The organism is Sphingobacterium sp. DR205 (assembly GCF_011064245.1).
In the GTDB taxonomy this organism is placed as follows: Bacteria; Bacteroidota; Bacteroidia; order Sphingobacteriales; family Sphingobacteriaceae; genus Sphingobacterium; species Sphingobacterium athyrii.
This window is the reverse complement of the sequence record NZ_CP049333.1, coordinates 4,101,016-4,123,164: the sequence shown is the minus strand read 5'-3', so window position 1 is coordinate 4,123,164 and position 22,149 is coordinate 4,101,016. Positions and strand designations below refer to the sequence as shown.

Sequence of the window (22,149 nt, the reverse complement as noted above, 5' to 3'; positions counted from 1 at the left end):
TTATATTGAAAATCGGGTTATTGAGACAAAATAGTAGTTTTTTGAGACAATAGGGCCCTGTTTTTCTTAATGTTAATCTTCACTTTTACAGTTAAAATTCCTCCATTAGAGGAAGCCAATTATAAAATTTCTAAATAACTCGAAGTGAATATTGCTTTATGAGAAACAATTGTAAACTAAAACAAAACGGCTTTTTTGACTCTGGAAAGCGTACATGGATGCCCTCTCCCTGGTTAATGTGCCTGGTTGCTTTTGGTAGCCCCATCGCAGCGTTAAAAGCCAATGAATCAACACAATCAATCCATCGATTGAATGTTCAAAACCGTGAAATTACGGGTAAAATAGCGGATAGCAACGGCCAACCGCTGTCTGGTGTTACTGTAAATGTGCAGGGAAGTAGGATCAGTGCAGCCTCGAAGGCGGACGGTTCGTACCTCATCACGGTACCCCCCGGGGCAGAAAAGCTTGTTTTTAAGCTTATTGGCTACATAACTCAGGAGGTTCCGATTACTTCGACGAAGGTACTGGATGTAGTCTTGACTCCATCAGCAGATGCGTTGGAAGAGGTCGTGGTGGTGGGCTATGGCACCATGCGTAAAAAGGACCTGACGGGTTCGGTGACGCAGATCCTTCCGGATCGAATAGCCAATGAAAACCCAAAAACGGTGCAGGATATCTTGCGCGGTACAGCGGGAATGAATATCGGCTATGACGCTTCGGCAAAAGGAGGCGGCTCGATCGAGGTGCGCGGTAAACGTTCGGTTTACGATAGTAACAGCGGCCATAATAATCCGCTGCTTGTGCTCGATGGAATGATATTCTATGGTGAACTTTCGGAAATCAACCCGGACGACATTGAACAGATCGACATTTTAAAAGATGCCTCCGCCGCGGCGATTTATGGTTCCAAAGCGGCCAGTGGCGTGATTATCATCAGTACAAAAAAAGGCAGACAGGGCAAGCCGACAATTAATATGACGATGAACGCCGGTGCGACGCAATTGAGCAACTACCGCAAAAGATTCAGTCCCGCCGCTTACATGCAGCATCGGGAGGATTGGTATACGAAGAATACCTATGGCATTAACCCCGAAACAGGGCTATATGAAGCTTATCAGACGCGTGATGATAACGGAAACTTAGCGGTGCCTTATGGGTTTTACCTTAATCCGGACCAGCTACCGTCGTCTTTATCGCTCGATTCCTGGCGTGCGCTTTCAACAAATGAGAATGGGGAGTCTGATCAAAGTATCTGGGGCCGCCGTTTGGGGCTGCAAGGTAATGCCCTACAGAATTTCCTGAACGGAAAGGCCGTGGACTGGGCCGACCATACCTTTCGCACGGGTTTCAACCAGGATTATAATGCGAGTATCAGCGGCGCGAGTGATAAGGTGAACTATTACCTGTCCATGGGCTATCTTAAAAATGAGGGTACCGTCATCAGTGACACCTACAGGGCCGTCCGGGCCAATATGAAAATCAATGCGCATGTAAACAAATGGCTGGAGCTGGGGGCCAATGTAAATTTTCAGGATCGCTCTGATGGAAATATAGACATTGATCTGGATCAGACGCTGCGCAATAGTCCTTACGCAGATTATGCGGATGCCAACGGCACCCCGCTGCAATATCCGCTGAGTGAACAGTTTAGCCAGCGCGGCTATAACTATGATTTTCTGCAGAACTATCTTGAACTGGATAAGGGCTACACGGTATTGAATTCCATCTTCAATGCGAAAATAAAACTGCCGTTCAATATCACGTATTCCTTTAATGCATCGCCCCGTTTGCAATATTTCCATGACCGCTATTTTATGTCGGCCGAACTCCCCGGATCGAATCCTGCCGATCGGGGAGCCAACCGGGAACAAACCAAACGTTTTGACTGGTCGCTCAACAACACGATCAACTGGGAGCAGACCTTTGCGGATAAGCACCGTCTGATGGTGACCCTGGTGCAGGAAGCTGAGGAACAGCAATCGTGGAAAGACCGCATTGAAGCGCGTAATATTTTACCGTCGGATGCGCTTGGTTTCCACAATACCAAAAATGGATCAAAGGAAAATAGCAGCTTCGATAGTTACGATAGCCATCAAACGGCTGATGCCTTGTTGGCCCGTTTGTTTTATTCTTATGATGACCGTTATATGCTGACCACTTCCATCCGGCGGGATGGTTATTCGGCTTTTGGTACTTCGAATCCTTATGCTACTTTTCCCTCGGTGGCGCTGGCCTGGAACTTCTCCAAGGAGAAATTCTTTAAATGGACGGATGTCATGGATTATGGTAAACTGCGTGCTTCCTACGGCAAAAATGGGAACCGCCAGCTTGCAGATCCCAATCTGGCGCTTGCGAACCTCTATGCCGGTAGTGGAAAAATGCATGGCTACCTCAACTCCGCCGGCGAACTGGTCCAATACCGTTACCTGATGGTTGACCGCCTGGCCAATCCCAACCTGCAATGGGAAAAGACCACTGCATGGAATTTTGGTCTGGACTTTGGATTTTTAAAAAACCGGATCTCCGGGAGTCTGGAATATTACCTGATGCAGACCCACGATATGATCATGGAGCAGAAGCTGCCGAACTTTACGGGCTTTAGCAGCATCACGACAAATCTGGGGCAAGTGGACAACAAAGGAGTTGAACTGACATTAAATACGGTCAACCTGCAAAAGGACAACCTGAAATGGTCTACCACCTTTAGTTTCTCGTACAACAAAAACCAGATTGTGCATCTTTATAAGAACTACGAAGATGTGTTGGACGCAAATGGAAATGTGATAGGCCGCAAGGAAATGGACGAGATTTCGAATGGCTGGTTTATCGGTCAGCCCATTGGCGCGATCTGGGACTATCAGGTGACGGGTATCTGGCAGGCCTATGAAGCTGCGGAAGCGGCGAGATATGGGCAGGCACCGGGCGACCCCAAGGTAGCCAATCCCTATACCGCTGATGATGTGGTGAATGCCGACGGAAGAAAACCTGTTTACAACAACAACGATAGAGTGTTTTTGGGACAGACAGACCCGCGCTTCCGTTGGGCGATGCGCAATGAATTTATCCTATGGAAAGACCTGAGCTTTTCATTTAACATCTACTCTTCGATGGGCCATAAAAGCCTATCAGGTAATTACCTGAACAACGATGATGATGGGGGCCGGATGGCCTATGGCCTGGCCAATCTGCCGGCCAAAGAATACTGGACACCGGACAACCCAACGGATCGCTATGGCCGGATCGAAGCCAAAGGACCTGTCGGGGCAGAGGGTGCCCAGCGGCTTTACGACCGCTCTTTTATCCGGCTGGACAATATTTCTGTGGGCTATACACTGCCGGCATCGCTGACATCCAGGTATCACTTAAACCGGGTGAAACTATATGGAACGGTGCGCAACGTGGCTACCTGGACCAAAGACTGGGAATATGGTGATCCCGAAACATTTCATCCCAGCAATAACCCTCAGGGATGGGCCTCTCGTGTATTTACCTTCGGTGTGAATTTATCTTTATAACCTGATTAATTGATAGCTATGAAATATACAATAAATACAACCGGATCAATCAGCAGGGGTATCGTCCTACTGCTTGCCGGTACGCTTGCAGTAAGCAGCTGTTCGAAAGAATTTCTACAGCCAGACCCGCTGTCTATCTATTTACCCAATGAGACCTTTAATACCGAGTCGGGACTGCTGTCGGCCATGGCCATCTGCGACCGTCATCTGAAAGGGTATTGGGCAACGGATAATAATGAAATGCTGACCCTGGGGACAGAATACATTTTCTCCGAATTGATGGTCGCAAGTAATACGGACAAACGCAGTATGATGGCAGACGTCGCCAACATGCTGACGCCGACCAGCGACAACTCCACCCTGCAGAATCTGGACCGCTCAAATAGTATGTGGTATTTATGGCAGGAAACCTATAAAGGCATCAGTTATGCCAATACGATTATCAAGTATGTGGATCAGGTGGAGACCTTGAGCGAACAGGATAAAAATGCCTACAAAGGACGGGCTTATTTTCATCGTGCTTTTCGGTATATGGCATTGGTATTTCAATACGGTGACGTCCCTTTGGTCACGACTATTATTGATGGGCCAAAACAAAACTACCGCAGTACCAAACGCGACGCTATTCTGCAGCTGATCACCAAAGATCTGGAATTTGCTGTCCAATGGGTGCCCGACCAAAAAAATATGAACCTAATCGGCATGATCAATAAGGGGGCCTGCCGTATGCTGCTCACAAAATGTTACCTGGCCCTGGGAGAATACCAGAAGGCGAAAGAACAGACGGATATCCTGATTGATCAATCGGGTTATTCCCTAATGACCGAAAGTTTTGGGACGTTTAACGATGGGGGTGAGGCGCAGACCTGGCCCATTAGCCGCAATGTCATCTGGGATATGCACCGCCCCGAAAACAAATTGATCCCGACCAACCGGGAGGTGATCATGGGCATGCCCAACCGTGGTGCCGATGCGGAGTCTTTTGTCAAAATGTTGACCATGCGCATTCTATATCCATTCGTATTCGATAGCCGGATCCAGACCACCGATGGGCAGCAGGCCTTGCTGAATATTAAACGGAACAGTGGGGATTATAATGCAAAATATGACTATATGCGCGCTTTCGGCCGAGGTATCGCAACATTCCGGCCCACGGCTTTCCAGTCAAAGGGGGTATGGTCTGTCAACGGTAAACTGGATGATGGCGACTTGCGCCACAGTTCCAAAGTAGGGAATTGGGTGCGCATGGAAGATTATAAGGTAAATAACAAAGCGTCAAAAGATTTCGGAAAACCGATCACATTGAACGATCCGGAAACGGGCAAATTGTTATGTACAGATTCCATTCGCCGTTGGTACGACGTACCGCATTATAAGTTTTTTCTGGATGATCCCGTCAGTGAGGCAAATATCAGCGGATCGGACGGCTCAAGGGGCGCAACCAATGGTAGTATTGCCGACTGGTATCTATACCGTTTGGCGGAAGCTTATCTTTTGCGTGCTGAAGCAAAATATTATATCAATCCCGCCGATGGAACGATAAAAGATGATCTGAATGCGGTGCGTCAGCGGGCAAAATGTACGGAACTGTATCCGGGCGCCGTAACTATCGGTGATATTATGAATGAAAGGGCACGTGAACTCTATTGGGAGGAATGGCGAAATGTCGAACTGAAGCGTGTATCCCTGTGCTTGGCCCGTAGTGGTAAACCCGATGAATGGGGGAACGTATATAATCTGGAAAATTTCGATAAACAGAGCGGTACAGATGCTACCGGTGGGAGCTACTGGTACCAACGTATCGTGCATTACAGCCTGTACAATAAAGGTGTCATTCATGTGAATGCTACAGGCCTCAGTGATATCAACTACACCATGGATAAAAAGAATATGTACTGGCCAATTCCGAATGTGGCAATTACCTCCAACATTAAAGGGCAATTAAAGCAAAATTATGGCTACGACGGCTATAACGCGGCAACTCCAGTATGGGAAAAGTGGGAGGATGCAGTTGCGGATGAAGCCAAGGCAGAATAGTCAGGCGTATAGGGTCCGAGCTGATTTGCACAGACGCGAATCGCTCAGGCCTGTTTTTGAAAGTTCAATAGATTAAAAATCAATACCTTTTGTTATGATAAAAAATGTGTTTTTGTTTTTACTTTTTCTTCCGTTTAAATTTTGTATTGGACAAACGGAGCTAACAAATTTTCCTGCGGGAGCAGACCCAAAGGAAGTAGGCTATCGGATTGCGCACCGTTTTATCACGGGCAAACATATGCTCCATGCGGGTAAATGGATCAGCTATCCCGAGACTTTTTACTGGACGGGTGTCGTTAACTACGCCCACCTGACGGGCGATCAGCAGCTGACACAGGCGATGAAAGACCGCTTTTCTAAATTAACGTCAGTGGAACAGAACTTGTTGCCGATCAAAAATCACGTCGACCTGAATATGTTCGGAAGTCTCCCTTTACGGTTTTATCAACTCACTAAGGATAAAAGTTACCTAGATCTGGGGCTTCCTTACGCTGATACGCAATGGGAAGTACCGCAAAACGCCAGTCAGGCTGAAAAAGATTGGGCACAAAAAGGGTATTCCTGGCAGACGCGTCTTTGGATTGACGATATGTACATGATTACAATTGTACAGGTAGCGGCTTTCAGAGCAACTGGCGACCCGAAGTATCTGGATCGCGCGGCCAAAGAAATGGTACTTTATCTAGATGATTTACAGCGTCCCAATGGCTTGTTCTATCATGCGCCGGATGTCCCTTACTACTGGGGGCGGGGCAATGGATGGATGGCAGCAGGTATGACGGAATTATTGCGGATGTTGCCCCGCGATCACCGTGATCGGCCACGTATCCTGAAAGGCTATCTGAAGATGATGAAGAGCCTCAAAAAATACCAGTCGAAAAATGGTTTATGGAATCAATTGATCGATCAGCAGGATTGCTGGGCGGAGACTTCCGGATCGGCAATGTTTGCCTATGCGATGATATCAGGGGTTAAACAGGGCTGGCTCAATAGCAAACAATATGGCGCAGTAGCCCGGAACGCTTGGTTGGGCTTGACAAAATATGTGGACGATAAAGGTGCCGTATCCGATGTCTGTGTGGGGACCAATAAAAAGAACGATAAGCAGTATTATTATGATCGTCCCCGCCATACGGGCGATTATCATGGACAGGCACCTTATCTATGGTGTGTCAATGCACTGCTGGAAGACGGCGGCAAGTAGGTCATATGGTTTAGTTCGTCTGTTGCTAAGTGCACTGGTTGCAATGTACTTAGCAATAGACTGGTCCAAATAAAACGATTCGCGGGAGGTCGACGATTTCGTCGGTTAACTGCCGCCGTTTGCTATTCATCCCGCAGGCTATCCACCGGATTGACCATCGTCGCTTTGATGGATTGATAGCTGACCGTGAGCAGGGCCAGTGCCAAAGCGCCCGTTCCGGCAATAAAGAAAAGATCCCAGGTCATCTGAATGCGATAGGTATACGTGCTCAGCATACGCTCAGTGATATAATAGGCGATCGGAAAGGCGACCAGGCAGGCTAAAAGCACCAAAAGAACAAATTCCTTTGACAGCATCCGCGTGACAGAGAAGATGGAAGCACCCAGCACCTTACGCACACCGATTTCCTTGGTTCTGTTCTCAGCCATAAAGGCGGTCAGACCGTATAAGCCCAGGCAGGAAATAAAAATGGTCAATAAAGAAAAGAGGCTGGAAAGCTTGCCCAACTGCTGGAAATCTTTAAATTTTTCGGCATACTTGGCATCCACAAAGTAATACTCAAAAGGATAGTTGGGATTGTATTTCTTGAAAATTTCCGCTATCCTGGACAGTGCGTCCGCTGTTTCGATAGATTTGTTTAACCGGATATTCGTGACATTGGAGCCCGAAAAAGCACCCTGAATAACAAGCGGTGTGATGGGATTAAAAGGAGATTCTTGTACGAAATCTTTGATGACGCCGATGATATGCCAGTTCCTGCCATCAACAATGGTCTTGCCGACGGGATCATCAAAATTGAACACCTTTGCGGCAGACTCATTGATGAGCATGGCGGCAGAATCCGTTGGGAATTTGGCCAGGTCAAAGTCCCGGCCACGCACTAATTGCAAACCAGCGGTACGGACCAAATTGTCGTCTACACCCATACGCGCGAAAATGGTGTTGTCGTCTTTGGGCTTACCATCCCAGCCCATGGAGTTGTTGCTCCAGTTTTCGGTGAGCGGAGAGGAGGTTCTGGCGATATCCGAGGCAATGCCAGATTGAAGCAGCGCATTTTTGATCAGCGTCCTGTTTTTACGGATATCGCCTTGATCAACGACATGGATAAGCTTGTCTTTGTTATAGCCTATTTCTCGGTCCTGCGCATATTTTATTTGTTTCCGGATAGATAATGTTGTTATAATCAGTGTGATGGCAATACAAAATTGAGCAATAACCAGTACTTTCCGAGGATTAAATTTGCGTTGGATATGGAGCAGCTTGCCTTTTAACACTTTTACGGGAGCAAATGCCGATAGATAGAAGGCGGGATAGCTCCCCGAAAGAATGCCAGTCAGGAGTACAAAGCCCATAAACACTGACCAGAAGAGCATATTATTAAATGGTATGGATAATTCTCTTGAAATTAAATCGCTAAAGGAAGGGACTGCGATCTGGGTGATCAACAGTGACAAGAAGCCCGAAATAAAGGCAATCAGAATGGATTCGGTGAGGAACTGCCCGATTAATAATCCTTTATGGGCACCGATCACTTTTCTGACTCCAACTTCCTTCGCTCTTTTTTCACTCTGAGCCGTACTTAGGTTCATAAAATTGATGCAGGCGATGATCAGAATAAAAGAGGCAATAGCGATAAATGAATATACCATCCCGATGCGTTGTGAAGTCGGTTTGCCCATATCGGTAAAGTTACTGTAAAGCCATTTATCTGCAATAGGGGCGATAAAATTTTCCACTTTGGTTTCGGTATGCCGCTGCATAAAACCTTTTATTTGCTGCAGAAATTGGTCGCTATTGACATTTTTGTCCAGTTCAATATAGGTCTGTACAGACTGATTTCCCCAGTAATCATCCGAATAACCTATTTTTTCCATTAATGTCCAGGGGACCAGATAAGCTGTTCCTTTCATAAAGGAATTATCGGGGATGTCTTCAATGATGGCCGAGACTGTTGAAGTCTGGGTGCTGTCCAGTCTGATGCTCTGGTTGATGGGATCGGTATCACCAAATAAGCGCGCTGCCAAAGATCTGGTCAAAACGATCTGGCCGGGATTTTTCAGCGCTTCGGCGGGATTGCCTGCGACAATTTTATAATCAAATATTTTTAAGAACGTACTGTCTACAAAAACACCTTGCTCTTTTGAAAGTTTGGTTTCGCCCCGCGTCAGTAGAATCCGGTACCCTTGTTGACCCTCGTAACATGATTGATCTCCGGAAAGTCTGTTTTCAAAGCGGCAGCCATTGGCTTGGGGGTGTAAAAATGCTGTACAGGACTGCCTGCCCAAACATCCTTTATGCCGACGGCATAAATTTGGTCAGTCCTTGAATAAAAACGATCAAAGCTAAATTCGCTTTTTACCCATAGCATAATCAAGATCGCTGCAGCCATTCCCGTCGCCAACCCGACAATGTTTATTGCTGTAAAACCTTTGTTCTTCAGGAGATGCCGAAAGGCTATTTTGAAATAATTTTTAAGCATAGGAATCGGTTTTTTATTCCTAGTGCTACCAATTCGTTTGCCAATCGGGTAATGTGTTGAAAATAAATTATTTATTATCTTTGTGCATGCGGAATTTTGTTCGATCCCGAACGGTTTTTGTACGGAAACGGACAGTTTTGAAGTGAAAATAGTTATTAAATTCAGTAATTTAATAACTATTTTTATAGGGTATTCGCTTATTATTGAACCGAGAGATGATAAAAATAAAAGCCATAATTGCTGTTGTCGCGATTTCTTTCTTTTCCTTGTCGCTTACAGCACAGGTGGACAACGAAAACATAACTAAGAAACTCGATAAAATTTATAAGCAATCATCATTTCCAGGCTTTGCTGTTGCCGTGATCAAAAACGATTCCATCCTTTTTACCGGTGCCTATGGGTATGCAAACCTGCGCGAGAAAGTTAAATTTTCCGAGAATACCATTATGCCGATCGCGTCGGTAAGCAAAACAGTGATTGCTTTTTCACTGGCAAAAGCTTTTGAACTGGGTTATTTCACCGAACAGACCCCCATCAATACGATTCTTCCTTTTAACATTAGCAATCCACACCATCCCAATGATACGATCCGTGTCGAACATTTATTTACACATACTTCGGGAATAATTGATGATAAAGAGACCTTTATCAGCGGCTATCAGCTTTCAAATACACCAACTATTGCATTGGGTACTTTTTTGGAGGAACATCTGGATGCAAATGGACGATCCTATAGTCCCAATAATTTTGCCAGTGAACCGGTTGGAACCACATACAGCTATTCGAATATTGCAGCGGCATTGGCGGCTTATCTGATCGAAGTAAAAGCGAAAATGCCCTTTCATGCATTTACCGAAAAATATCTATTCAAACCGCTTAACCTGCAAAGTACCAGCTGGTTTTACGATCAGGATAAATCCGATCGGTATGCCAAACTCTATGAAATCAATGTGCCGGATTTACCCTATTATAAAGCACTGATGAATGCAGATAAAAGCCTGAAAGATTATTGTTCGATTACCTATCCCGACGGAAGCCTGAGGACATCCTTGGTTGACCTGACGGCTTATTTAAGTGAAATCATGAGCGGCTATCAAGGTCGCTCGAAGCTGATGTCGAAGGCTTATTACGCCCCTGTTTTTCTAAAAAGGTCCGGGAAAAATGGACAGGCCATTATGGACAAGGGGATAGCGCAGCAAGCGATGTTCTGGAACTATAACAACAAAGGACGTTTGACCCATAACGGGAGTGATGCGGGGGTATTTGCCGTCGTTTCCATAGATGTTGAGCACAATATCGGTAGAATACTTTTGATCAATGCCAACATCGATACGGATAACAACATCAAATTGATCAATAGCATCAAAGAAATTTCGGGTGTTTTGGATACCATCTACTAAAGCTTTCCTAATTCATCGCTCTTATGCTGCATATCGCCTGCGGAGCACACAAATGCAGAATGATTTCTATACTGAAACAAAAGCATTATTTCGAAATTTAGGGGTTAATATATTCTTTACCTGGCCTTAATATTGGATTTGTATTAAACTTTGATCTTTACGGCAGGAAAAGAATTATTAGATCTACAAAATATGCTTGTGAAAACCATTGACGCGGTACTCTTACAACGTCTAAAAAATGTAGATTACGGTGCTTTTGATGAGATTTATGCGCATCATTGGCGTACACTTCTTCCTATCGCGTTGTAGAAGCTGGGCGATGTGGACCTCGCGATGGATCTTGTTCAGGATCTCTTTGTAGATCTGTGGCAAAGACGGCATATGATCGATATCCACAGTGGATTGCGGGCCTATCTTATTTCAGCGTTATATCACAAGCTTTTCCAACATTTTAGAAAGGCTGGCATACATGAAAAACATATCGAGCAATATAGTCTGATGATTCAGGATGGCCTACAGGATATGTTTCCGCTCGGTGGCTATGAAGAAAACTATACTGAAGTGTTGGTCGCTATCGAACAGTCTATCCTGGAAATGCCAGACCGGATGCGTGTTGTGTTTAACCACAAATATCAACGTAGCCTCAGTAACCATGAAATCGCGGAACAATTGGGTATTTCACTGCAGACCGTCAAAAATCAATTGAGTAAAGCTCTCCATCTTGTGTGGCAGCAGATGCGCCATCAGCAACTGAATCCCACTGTTCTCTTATCCTTATCTTTTCTGCTTTTCTTTTAGGGTCTGGTGTTCGTTTCCTAAACCAATAAGATTCCCCGCTTTGGGCAATAGTTTCCCGGGGCTTAATTGCCACAGCTTTAACAGAGTGAAAAAACTGCTAACCTTTAGGAATGCAGCCAACATCTATTACGCTTTAAGTTGTCAAACCAGTGAATTATTTCTTAAATTTAGTGGCTCAATACTTCACATCACATGCTACAAACACCTCAATGATGACCAGATCTTTTTTATTGCTATGGCTGCTATTATCTTCGACATTTTCGTTTTCGCAAGGTTTTAAAAATGACAGCGTAAAATCATTTATCGATAAAACGATTGAACTGATAGTAGCCAACTCAATCCATACGGAAAACCTCGAGGCCATAAAACGTGATCTATACCATAAATCATTAAACCTAAACTCCATTGATGAAACGGCACCCTTATATGAGGATGTATTTAAACAGCTTAATGATTATCACGGCGGTTTAAAATATAAAGGAAAAACATACGGATGGGACAATCCCGATGTAATGACAAATGCCTATTTAAAAGGTAAGTTAAAAGTTGAAAAGAAAACATGTAGTAAGATCATTGATAAAAAAATAGGATATATCCGGATTGTTGGAAACAGTGATTTTGCCTTTCTGAAAGTAGATAGTCTGGCAAACGATATCGTATCGCATATCAATTCTATAAATTCCGCGCAAATCAAAGCCTGGATTATTGACTTGAGATTAAATACCGGTGGGAATATGTACCCGATACTATTGGGTCTCAAGGAATTTATCGGGAATAATATCCTATTCGGTGGGTTTAGGAATGGGCAAGATCAACCTACGGGCAATTGGGAAATCAAAGCAGGGAAATTGTTGATTGATGGAAATGTGCTGGAAAGAAAAACAGCTTTGTTCCATCCGATACAAACGGATGTTCCATTGGTTATTTTAACGAGCTGCTACACAGCAAGTGCAGGCGAAATGACTGCGCTTTCTTTTATCGGACGGAATAACACATTTATTGTAGGGGAACCAACAGCCAATTATACCACCGCAGTACAGGGCTTTGAAATAAACGATCATGCAGGAATTAATCTGTCAACAGACTATGTCGTAGACCGAAATTTAAAAGTCTATAAATCCAATATTTTACCTGATGTTGAAGTCCTAGAAGGCGATAACCTGGAAGATTTAAAAAAAGACCGAAAAATAATAAAAGCACTGGAGTTGTTCGGTAAATAGGCTTCTCTTCATAAATTATCTGCTATGCCTTTTAGCTAAATTCCGGCCGTCGCTATGTATTTCCGCACATGGACGACTTTTGGAAAGCTTGAAAGAACTCCTTTCTATAAGAGGACCCGATGGGAATCGTATCTGTTGAAACTTTAACAAGGCTTTTTTCGACATAGGTAATATGCCGGAGTGACACAATATAGGACCGATGAATTCTACAAAAGCTATCGGCGGGCAACTGTTCGATCAGATCTTTGAGATTCATATAGGTAATGATCGAGCCTGTCCTCATATAGATACGGATATAGTTGTCTAGCCCCTTGGCATAATAGATATCCTGCAGTTTTACCTTAAAATACTTCTGTTTGGCATCGCCTTTTATCAAGATATGGCCTTTCTCCAGAAGGCTATTTTCTTGACCAGCGAGCTTGTTGAGCTGATGAAATTTGACAATGGACTTTTTGAAACGATCAAGCGTGATGGGCTTGAGTAGAAAATCAATGATATCATGTTCATAGCCATCGATCGCATACTTGGGGTAGGCTGTCGTAAATATAAATTTGCATCGATTCTGGCAGCGTTTCAAAAAGTCCAGTCCGCTCATCGCAGGCATTTGTATATCCAGAAAAACGAGATCAATTGCTGTTGTTTCAATGATGTGCAGGGCTTCACAAATGTCGGTTCCTGCATATGCCAATGTGATTTCAGGAAAATGCCGTAGGTGGTTTTCCAATATTCCCACCGCAAATAACTGGTCGTCAATAATGATACAGCGTATGTTTTTCTTACTTTCCATCATTTAAATATACATCAAGATGAACTGAATAAAGCATTTCGTCTTTTGAGATATGAAACGAATGACTCGAAGGAAATAGAATTTCCAATCTCCGTTTTACATTAGCGAGCCCGATGCCATGACCGGAATCTTTCAGCTGTTGATTGATATGATTTTTGACCTGGAAGGTCACCTTTTTCCTTGTGGATACCAAAACAATTTCTAGGGGAAATTTTGGGTCACTGACTATTCCATGCTTAAAGGCATTTTCAATAAACGTAATGAGCACCAAAGTCGGATATAAGATATTATCGTCCTGAATTTTTTTTGTAAAGCTATAATATATACCCTGCTCAAACTGTGTGGACTGCAGATCAATATAGTTTTGGATAAATTCGACTTCATCGATCAAAGGGGTCATCTGAACGTTGGATTGCGTCAGGGTGTAGCGCATTGTCCCTGCTAATTTCCTGATGGTCTCGGATAGCTTTTCCGAAATAGGCAAAGAAACAGCATACATGTAATTGAAAATATTATAAAGGAAATGGGGGTTGATCTGAGATTTCAAAAAGCTCAATTCAGCCTCTTTCGCTACAGCTTTCAGTTCGCTGTTCCGCTTTTCGATAGCAATGGTTTTAAAAATCAGAAAGGTAATGAAGCCTAGAAAGAAACCGGGTAGTGAATAATAAAAGTTGTCATAAACATAAAATAGTGGATTTAAATCTTTTGTTTTTGGAAACCCCAGATAGCGAACGAAGATAATTTCTTCGATTGAATAACGGATCAGTACACACAGGAGATTCAAACCGACAATCGATGCGATGATCAGTCCCCACCGTTTTCTTTCCCAATTTTTAGGAAAAATATAGACCGCCGTCAATAAGATAATGAGCAGTAGGATCACCTGCGATTGCGTTATCAGGGCAATTCCCATAAATGAAGCTTTATTGAATACAATTGCTCCAACGATCAGGTAGACAGAAGATAAAAACCAGACGAGTATTATAATTTCATACATTTTTCGATTCATTACGCAGATATAATTGTTAAGTTGTTCATCGTCTTTTCCTGTTCTAAAGATTCACTGCTACAAAATTGAACATAATTTTAATCCTGTTATAGCGGTTTGTGTAAAATACGGGACCGTTTACGTAAAGAATTTATGATTTCCATCCGGCGGTTCTATTTTTAAAGAAAAAAATGCTTAGCAGAATTATACTTCTTATTTTATGGTCTTTTCTTTGGCCATTGTGGTCGTCCGCACAGTGGACTATAATTCCACAAAAACAACTGCTTCTGTATGGACAGATCAAAGATTCAATCACGGATAAGCCCATCAGTTTTGCCAATGTGGAGGTGTTTCGGAATGAAAAGGAAGGCTTGGCCTTGGCAGCAAACGAAGCCGGAAGATTTGAAGTAAAAGTAGATTCAGCCTATATTCTCAAACTAAGGATAAGTGCCATAGGCTATGCAGAGAAATGGCTTGAACTTATGGAAAGGTCCAATTCCAATAATCAGAAACCCATAGATCTGGGTACTATTTTTATCGTACCCGGCAACAGATTGGAGACAGTCGACATCACAAAGAGGCTTCCGGTCATCCAGAACATGGTGGACAAAATAGTTTACCATGTTGCAAATGAGCCATCGCTAAGCGGGGGCACAGGAGATGAGGTTTTTAGGAAACTTCCGATGGTGTCCCTTGGTTCTGATGGGAAAGTAGCGCTACGGGGAAATCAACAGGTAAAAATATTGATCAACGGCAAGCCATCGGCTATCTTTACAGGCAATAGCGCTGATGCATTGCGCATGCTTCCATCAGATCAGATTAAATCGGTTGAAATCATGACAAACCCATCTGTTAAATACGATATGGAAGGTGCTGCTGGCATTATCAATATTATTACCAATAAAAGATTTGTCGAGGGGTTAAATGGCGGAATGGTCAGTTCGGTTGAAACACGTAGAAGCAACATCGCGGGAAATATTGCGGGCAGAATGGGTAACTTCGGCCTTACCGCCAGTATCGGCAGCTCCTGGAACTATCCTATTGCAAGTGTCATCCGGTCGGAGCGTTTATCTGCCTCTGGAGAAGCAATATTCTCCCAGGTAAATCAGAGCCGGAACCGCAGAAAAGGCCGGCAACTGGCGCTTGCGATGGACTATGAGCTGGATTCGAATAATTTACTGGTGTCAAACCTCAACTTTAACAAGCTTACAGTCACCACAGACAATCATATTGAAAGTACCTATACCAGTGATTCCACCGCGATTTTGGGCACCGTCGACAACAAGCAGCCGGCAAGCAACCTGGATATGAGTATAGATTATATCAGAAAACTTGGAGCTCCGGGAAAGGAACTCATGCTGTCGGCTCAATATGTAGAGGGGAACAATGGATTGGCTTATAGCTCGGATTACAATAGTCGACGGGAAGTTGGAAAAAACCAAGGTGCAAGCCATGAATACACGGCACAATTGGACTTTAATTATCCGGTCGGAGCCATAGCAATGGATTTTGGAGTAAAAATTGTAAAACGCAATGTCAATGCGCTTATTGCCATAGACAGCTTGGATCGTTGTGCAAATAGAATGGTTGCTGACGCCCTGCGTAGTTATCTATTTAAATATAGACAAGATATCTTGGCGGGCTATGTGGCGGCGGTACTGCCGATTGGGAAGTTATTTAACCTGAGTACCGGCTTGAGGTGGGAGAGAACAAACTGGGGTGGAGCGGAGACAAATGGAGTATCTAAGTTTTCGAACAGTTCGACGGATCTATTTCCGAATTTGGCATTTTCCTATACCTATGCAAAAAATGCAACCTTCAAAATTGCATATGGTAAACGGATCCAACGCCCGGGCCTCTATTACCTAAATCCTTTTAAAAATAATACCGATGGAGCCAATCAGATACAGGGGAATCCAAATCTACGCTCGGAGATCATGCATCAGCTGGCAATTGGGGGAGATTTTAACTTTAACCGGAATAATGGGCATGTCGGTCTATCAATTTATTATAAAACGATCAACAATATGATCGAGCAGGTCTTCCGGCACCGTCTTGAAAATAATAGGACGATGACCTTGCAGACCTTTGGCAATATTGGTAGCAATAACAGCTTGGGGACCACTATATATGGATCCTATACTTTGTTCGAACGGATTGACTTTAAAGGCAATATAGACCTCTATACTTATTCCAATAATTTGAATAGCGACTTTTTGAACGCCAGCTTAACAAAAGATCGTGTATATCTGTTGTATAAAACTTTTGTCGGGATAACGTTGGCAGTGGGAAAGGGCTTCATCGTTGATTCTAATATTTTCTGGGATTCTCCACAAAGGACATTTCAGGGTGAATTTGCCGCTTTCAATCTCTGGAATATCACAGTGAAGAAAAAGCTGTTGAAAGAAACTGCGACAATCGGAATAACAATGACTGACCCTTTCAATAAGATAAAGAATTTAAGCAGCTACGCTCAGACCTCCAGTATGATGCAAAAAAGCAACTTTTCTTTACCTTTCCGCTCTTTTGGACTCTCTTTATCCTGGCAATTCGGAAAGGGAAAATATGGTAGCTATCGATCGAAAGAAAAACAGATCAATAACGACGATCAAAAATTATAAGGAGGTTCTCTTGGATAATAATGTGTCACTACTTGTCAAGTGGGGGAGATTAAATTTTAGCCAATCGATTGCATGCCTATTATTTTTTTTTACTTAATTAAATCTCCTATATTTCATAGTCCAATTTGTTAGATAAACCATGAAATTTAAGTTATTGTTATGTGCCCAAGCCTTCGTCCTAGCGCTGATGGCCCCAAATAGTGGATCTGCGCAGCCTAAGTCGCAAGATTGGTTAATCAGTAAAACTGCACAGTATCAATCCCGCATTGCGGTCGACGGCAAAAATATTGTTTTGGAGAATGGACTCGTGCGCCGCTCTTTTTGGATCAGGCCGAATGCCTTTTGCTATGATTTTACCAACTTAACCACAGGACAGCAGCTGATTCGAGCCGTACAACCCGAAGCCCAGCTGCAGCTCAATGGCAAGTGGTATAATGTCGGTGGGGTGGATGGGCAAAAGGAGCGCGCTTACCTGCGACCGGAATGGATGCCCACATTTACGACAAAACCCGAAGATTTTAGTTATGTAAAGCATGAAATCAGTGAACTGGATCCGCTGCTACCTTGGAAGGGGGATAAATGGTGGTCTACACATAAGGTTGCCGGAAAAGGGAAGGTGCTGACCTTTACCTATGCCGCTCCGGCTGCCGTCCCATTATCTGGAATTGAAGTAAAAGTGCATTACGCCATCTATGACGGGATCCCGCTGATCAGTAAATGGGTGACCGTGAAGAATACGGGCAACCAGACGGTGCAGATCAACCAGGTGATCAACGAGAAGTTGGCGCTGGTCGAAGAGGAAAGTGCCGTAGTGGGCTCAGTCGAAGAGATGAAGAAGCAGCATGGCCTGTATGTCGAAAGCAATTTTGCTTTCAACAATGCAATGCGCTACCACCTCAGCGATCAGTCGCTGCACTGGAAAGCGGATTCTACCTATACTTCTCAGGTGAACTACAACCTAAAAACACCGGCGATCATGGAGGTTTACCCCACTGTGGGTGTAGGCATCAAACTTGCTCCAAAGGATAACTTCAGTTCCATCCGATCCTGGGAGCTGCTCATGGATAGTTATGACCGCGAACGCCGTGGCCTGGCCATCCGCAAAATGTATCGGACCATCGCACCTTGGACAACGGCCAATCCGATCTTTATGCACCTGGTCAGCAAAAAGGATGAGCAGGTTTACACCGCCATTGACCAATGCGCTGCCACAGGATACGAAGCGCTGATCCTCAGTTTCGGCAGCCACGTAAATATGGAGGATACGACGGCTGGGAACCTTGCCGCACTGAAAAAACTGGCGGATTATGCGCACAGTAAAAATATTAAAATAGGTGCCTATTCTTTGTTTAGCTCCCGCAAGATCAGTGAAGCGGATGATATCATCAATCCGAAGACGGGAAAGACAGGTGGTACATTTTTCGGCAATGCCCCTTGTTTTGGTTCCAACTGGGGCATCGGTTATGCCCAACGGATCAAGACATTTTTTGAAAAAACTGGATTTGATATCTGGGAAAATGATGGTCCTTTTCCTGGTGATCAGTGTGCCTCGACAAGTCATCCCGGACACCATGGACTGGAAGATAGCCAATGGGTACAATTTAACATGCAAAAGCAGCTTTACCATTGGCTAAATGCCCGCGGTGTGTATATCAATTCGCCGGACTGGTATTTTCTGGATGGTTCTAACAAGACAGGAATCGGATATCGGGAAGTGAATTTTTCATTACCTAGAGAAAACCAACGAATACTCAACAGGCAGAATATCTTTGATGCGCTTTGGGAGCAGAACCCGTCCATGGGCTGGGGATTTGTCCCATTGACTGCTTATCAGGGCGGGGGAAAAGAGGCGGTACTTGAACCGCTAAATGAGCATCTGGAGGATTATCGGCAGCTGATGATGCAGTATTACGGTGCCGGTGTACAGGCCTGTTATCGTGGTCCCCGTCTCTACGATACGGAGGAGACCAAGCAGACGGTGATAGATGTGATCCAATGGTATAAAAAATACCGCGATATCCTCAATGCTGATCTGATTCATTTACGTCGTGCGGATGGCCGCGACTGGGATGGCTTTTTGCATGTCAATGCAACGGCACCAGGGATCAAAGGATTGGGCATGCTGTTTAACCCCTTGAAAACTGAGATCACACGTACGCTGGTGCTACCACTTTACTATACGGGTTTGTCGGGCTCCGCAAAACTGACTTTTGATGATAAAACTGTGAAAAAGATGTCCTTGGATCCGCTTGCTAAAATGACAATGACCATTACCATCCCGGCCCAGAGCTACCGCTGGTTTACGGTGGAATGATCCGTCCCCAAAGTACACGGTTATGAAACTTTATCGGTGTGTAGGAAACATCGACAGAAAGGGATTATTCGTTTGAATTAGGAGTAGAGGGGGAGCAGCTGCCGGGTTTGTTAATTTACCTTAATGTTTGTTAAATGTTTGCCTTAGCCTGCAAACATTTGCAAATTAAGTTGTTAATTAGCTATAAACGGAAATAAAATGGTTTCTGAATTTATTAAAAATAAACATTTGGCGAATCGTGCAGGATTTGGAATCAGCCTTGAACAGATCTCCGCCTTCGAACGGCTGTCTACCGCCGAAGTTTGGCAGACGTATACTCGGACACGGGATTTCGAACAGATACGCTTTAACGACACGGACACGGATGCTGATTACGTCACGCTTTCAAAATTGAACGCAGGAGCGAAAAAACAAATACAGCAGCGTAACCGACAGCAGAATATAGAAATCAACCTTAATTTTTTGACAGCTATGGTTCACTCGGAAGATCAGCTGCGGGAAAAGATGGCTTTTTTCTGGCATGGGCATTTCGCAAGCCGCGTGGTCAATTCAACTTTCAGCGCGCATATTCTCAATGAGATCAGAAAAAATGCACTGGGAAATTTTCGGGATCTGCTGTTTGCTGTTTCCAAAGCCCCGGCTATGCTCAGCTTCCTCAATAATCAGCAGAATAAAAAAGGACATCCGAATGAAAATTTTGCAAGGGAGGTCATGGAGCTGTTCACGATGGGACGTGGTCATTATACCGAAGCGGATGTGCGTGAAGCTGCACGCGCATTTACGGGTTGGTCCTATGATCGGGATGCCCGATTTATGGAAAGAAAGAAGTTTCATGATCCCGGTATGAAAACATTTTTAGGAAAAACGGGAAATTTTGATGGAAATGATATCCTGGATATCATCTTGGAACAACCGGCAACGGCAAGATTTATTACAGCTAAACTGTATCGTTTTCTGGTCAATGAACAGGTAGACAATGAACTGGTCAATAGGCTGAGCAAACAATTCTATGATTCGGGGTACGATATCAAAAAGTTGTTGGATCATATATTTACCGCATCCTGGTTTTACGAACCTAAAAATATCGGCAGCAAAATAAAATCACCAGTAGAACTGATAGTTGGTATTATGCGTATGTTACCGATGAAAATAGAAAATCCCGAACACCTGATTGTTTATCAAAAACTATTGGGACAGTTATTATTATATCCACCGAACGTAGCTGGATGGCCTTCGGGAAAGGCTTGGATCGACAGTTCCACACTTTTGCTCCGGATGCAGATACCGCAGATATGGAGCGGCCTACGCCCGCTTGATCGCTCCCCACAGCAGGACGACGACCTTGACATGGGCTTAAAACAAAAGCGGAAGCTGAAAGGATTCAAAAATCCGAATATGTCGATCGCCTGGCCGGAGGTTGAAGCAGCATTTGCAGGCAAGGAACCAATACAGTTATTGTTGCAGAAGGAACCTTCTTTTAAACAGCATATACTTGAAAAATACGCTGCCGGAGACATCAGGATGTCGATTATTGAAACCATGAGTATGCCCGAATATCAGCTCTGTTAACTAAAAAAATAAGACCATGATCATCAAAAGGCGTGAATTTCTTAAAGCAGGTTCCCTGGTAACGGCATCTATGCTGCTGCCCAATTTTTTAAAGGCAATGACTTTGCCCGATGCCCTGGAAAGAGATCAGAAAATCCTGGTCATATTACAGTTGAGCGGCGGAAACGACGGACTTAATACGATCATCCCCCGGCGCAACGATATCTATTTTCGCGAAAGGCAGACGATTGCTGTGACGAACGCGCTTCCCCTCACCGACGAAGCTGGTATTAATCCTGCTTTGGGCTTTTTCAAAGAATTATATGACAACGGTGAAATGGCGGTGCTCAATAATGTGGGGTATCCCAATCCCGATAAATCGCATTTCCGGAGCATGGATATCTGGCACAGCGCAAGTCGCAGCGACGAATATCTGGAAAGCGGATGGCTGGGAAGATACCTTGATGAAGCCTGCTACGACTGTACCCATCCCACACAGGCTTTGGAAGTCAATGATATGCTGAGCCTTGCCCTCAAAGGAAAACACAAAAAAGCTTTTGCTTTTAAAGATCCCAAAAAGCTTTATCAAACCAGTCGTGAAGAATACTTCAAGTCGCTCTATGAAAACCATCAACATGAAGATGAGACAGTAGGCTATCTCTATCAGACATTGGGAGAGACCATCAACAATGCGGATTATATCTTTGAAAAAAGCAAAGCGAAGTCTACGGCGGCTCCTTATCCCGATTCGGCATTGGGAAAGGATTTCAGGACGGTCGCCTCCCTGATCAAATCGGATATTAATACGCAGGTGTATTACCTGCAGATCGGTAGTTTTGATACACATATTAATCAACGGCAAAGGCAGGAGGGGCTATTCCAGATCATTAACGACGCAGTTGAAGCCTTTGTGGATGACCTGAAAAAAAATGACCTTTTTCAGCGGGTCATGTTGATGACTTTTTCAGAGTTCGGCCGTAGGGTAGCACAAAACGCAAGCAATGGTACGGACCATGGAACGGCAAATCAGCTTTTTTTTATTTCAGGAGGTTTAAAAGGGAAGGGCCTGCGCAATGCGCTGCCTGATCTGGAGCACCTCAACGCCGGCGATCTGGTGTATTCGGAAGATTTCAGGAAAGTGTACGCCACACTATTGAAAAACTGGCTAAATGCGGATTCTTCTAAAATATTGGGCTGGAAGAACGGTATTTATGATTTTATTTAAAGGTTTGCGATTA

Annotated in this window: 14 protein-coding genes; 10 read left to right on the top strand and 4 right to left on the bottom strand. The window is 44.1% G+C overall.

The features are described from left to right. The first annotated feature begins 158 nt into the window (after positions 1-158). The 3 genes from G6053_RS17870 to G6053_RS17860 all read left to right on the top strand — a co-directional run bounded on the left by G6053_RS17870 (position 159) and on the right by G6053_RS17860 (position 6,756). Positions 159-3,515 carry a SusC/RagA family TonB-linked outer membrane protein gene (locus G6053_RS17870; RefSeq protein ID WP_206531764.1) on the top strand — a complete coding sequence of 1,119 codons (3,357 nt, stop codon included), beginning with the start codon at positions 159-161 and terminating at the stop codon, positions 3,513-3,515. Between the two features lie 18 nt (positions 3,516-3,533). Further along, positions 3,534-5,552, top strand: coding sequence for a RagB/SusD family nutrient uptake outer membrane protein (locus G6053_RS17865; RefSeq protein WP_165307604.1), 2,019 nt, complete (start codon positions 3,534-3,536; stop codon positions 5,550-5,552). 94 nt (positions 5,553-5,646) lie between these two features. Beyond that, positions 5,647-6,756: a glycoside hydrolase family 88 protein gene (locus G6053_RS17860; protein ID WP_165307603.1), complete on the top strand. Its 1,110-nt coding sequence runs from the start codon at positions 5,647-5,649 to the stop codon at positions 6,754-6,756. 122 nt (positions 6,757-6,878) lie between these two features. On the opposite strand, the gene G6053_RS17855 is transcribed toward G6053_RS17860, so the two are convergent. Together G6053_RS17855 and G6053_RS30800 are read right to left on the bottom strand one after the other, a co-directional pair. Then, positions 6,879-8,858: an FtsX-like permease family protein gene (locus G6053_RS17855; protein ID WP_346774526.1), complete on the bottom strand. Its 1,980-nt coding sequence runs from the start codon at positions 8,856-8,858 to the stop codon at positions 6,879-6,881. Between the two features lie 62 nt (positions 8,859-8,920). After that, complete coding sequence (locus tag G6053_RS30800; RefSeq protein WP_241254760.1) at positions 8,921-9,235, bottom strand: ABC transporter permease; 315 nt, start codon at positions 9,233-9,235, stop codon at positions 8,921-8,923. A 215-nt stretch (positions 9,236-9,450) separates the two neighbouring features. Here G6053_RS30800 and G6053_RS17850 point away from each other — a divergent pair, with 215 nt between their 5' ends. The 3 genes from G6053_RS17850 to G6053_RS17835 all read left to right on the top strand — a co-directional run bounded on the left by G6053_RS17850 (position 9,451) and on the right by G6053_RS17835 (position 12,653). Further along, a complete protein-coding gene (locus G6053_RS17850) occupies positions 9,451-10,635 on the top strand; it encodes a serine hydrolase domain-containing protein (RefSeq protein ID WP_165307599.1) in 1,185 nt (394 codons plus the stop codon). 321 nt (positions 10,636-10,956) lie between these two features. Then, entirely contained in the window at positions 10,957-11,433 is a 477-nt protein-coding gene (locus G6053_RS17840; protein WP_165307595.1) for a sigma-70 family RNA polymerase sigma factor, read from the top strand. A 209-nt stretch (positions 11,434-11,642) separates the two neighbouring features. Continuing rightward, the gene (locus tag G6053_RS17835) at positions 11,643-12,653 is read left to right on the top strand and encodes a S41 family peptidase (protein WP_165307593.1); all 1,011 of its coding nucleotides are present in this window, start codon (positions 11,643-11,645) and stop codon (positions 12,651-12,653) included. 52 nt (positions 12,654-12,705) lie between these two features. Here G6053_RS17835 and G6053_RS17830 read toward each other — a convergent pair whose 3' ends face one another. Next, complete coding sequence (locus G6053_RS17830; RefSeq protein ID WP_165307591.1) at positions 12,706-13,443, bottom strand: LytTR family DNA-binding domain-containing protein; 738 nt, start codon at positions 13,441-13,443, stop codon at positions 12,706-12,708. Further along, the gene (locus G6053_RS17825; protein WP_165307589.1) at positions 13,430-14,437 is read right to left on the bottom strand and encodes a histidine kinase; all 1,008 of its coding nucleotides are present in this window, start codon (positions 14,435-14,437) and stop codon (positions 13,430-13,432) included. Before G6053_RS17825 ends, G6053_RS17830 begins: the two co-directional genes overlap by 14 nt. 182 nt (positions 14,438-14,619) lie before the next feature. Here G6053_RS17825 and G6053_RS17820 point away from each other — a divergent pair, with 182 nt between their 5' ends. The 4 genes from G6053_RS17820 to G6053_RS17805 all read left to right on the top strand — a co-directional run bounded on the left by G6053_RS17820 (position 14,620) and on the right by G6053_RS17805 (position 22,136). After that, positions 14,620-17,049, top strand: a complete 2,430-nt coding sequence (locus tag G6053_RS17820; RefSeq protein WP_165307587.1) for an outer membrane beta-barrel family protein — start codon at positions 14,620-14,622, stop codon at positions 17,047-17,049. A gap of 139 nt (positions 17,050-17,188) precedes the next feature. Next, complete coding sequence (locus G6053_RS17815) at positions 17,189-19,363, top strand: alpha-galactosidase (protein ID WP_165307585.1); 2,175 nt, start codon at positions 17,189-17,191, stop codon at positions 19,361-19,363. Between the two features lie 198 nt (positions 19,364-19,561). Next, complete coding sequence (locus G6053_RS17810) at positions 19,562-20,932, top strand: DUF1800 domain-containing protein (RefSeq protein WP_165307583.1); 1,371 nt, start codon at positions 19,562-19,564, stop codon at positions 20,930-20,932. Positions 20,933-20,948: 16 nt separating this feature from the next. Continuing rightward, complete coding sequence (locus G6053_RS17805; protein ID WP_165307581.1) at positions 20,949-22,136, top strand: DUF1501 domain-containing protein; 1,188 nt, start codon at positions 20,949-20,951, stop codon at positions 22,134-22,136. Positions 22,137-22,149 lie beyond the last annotated feature (13 nt).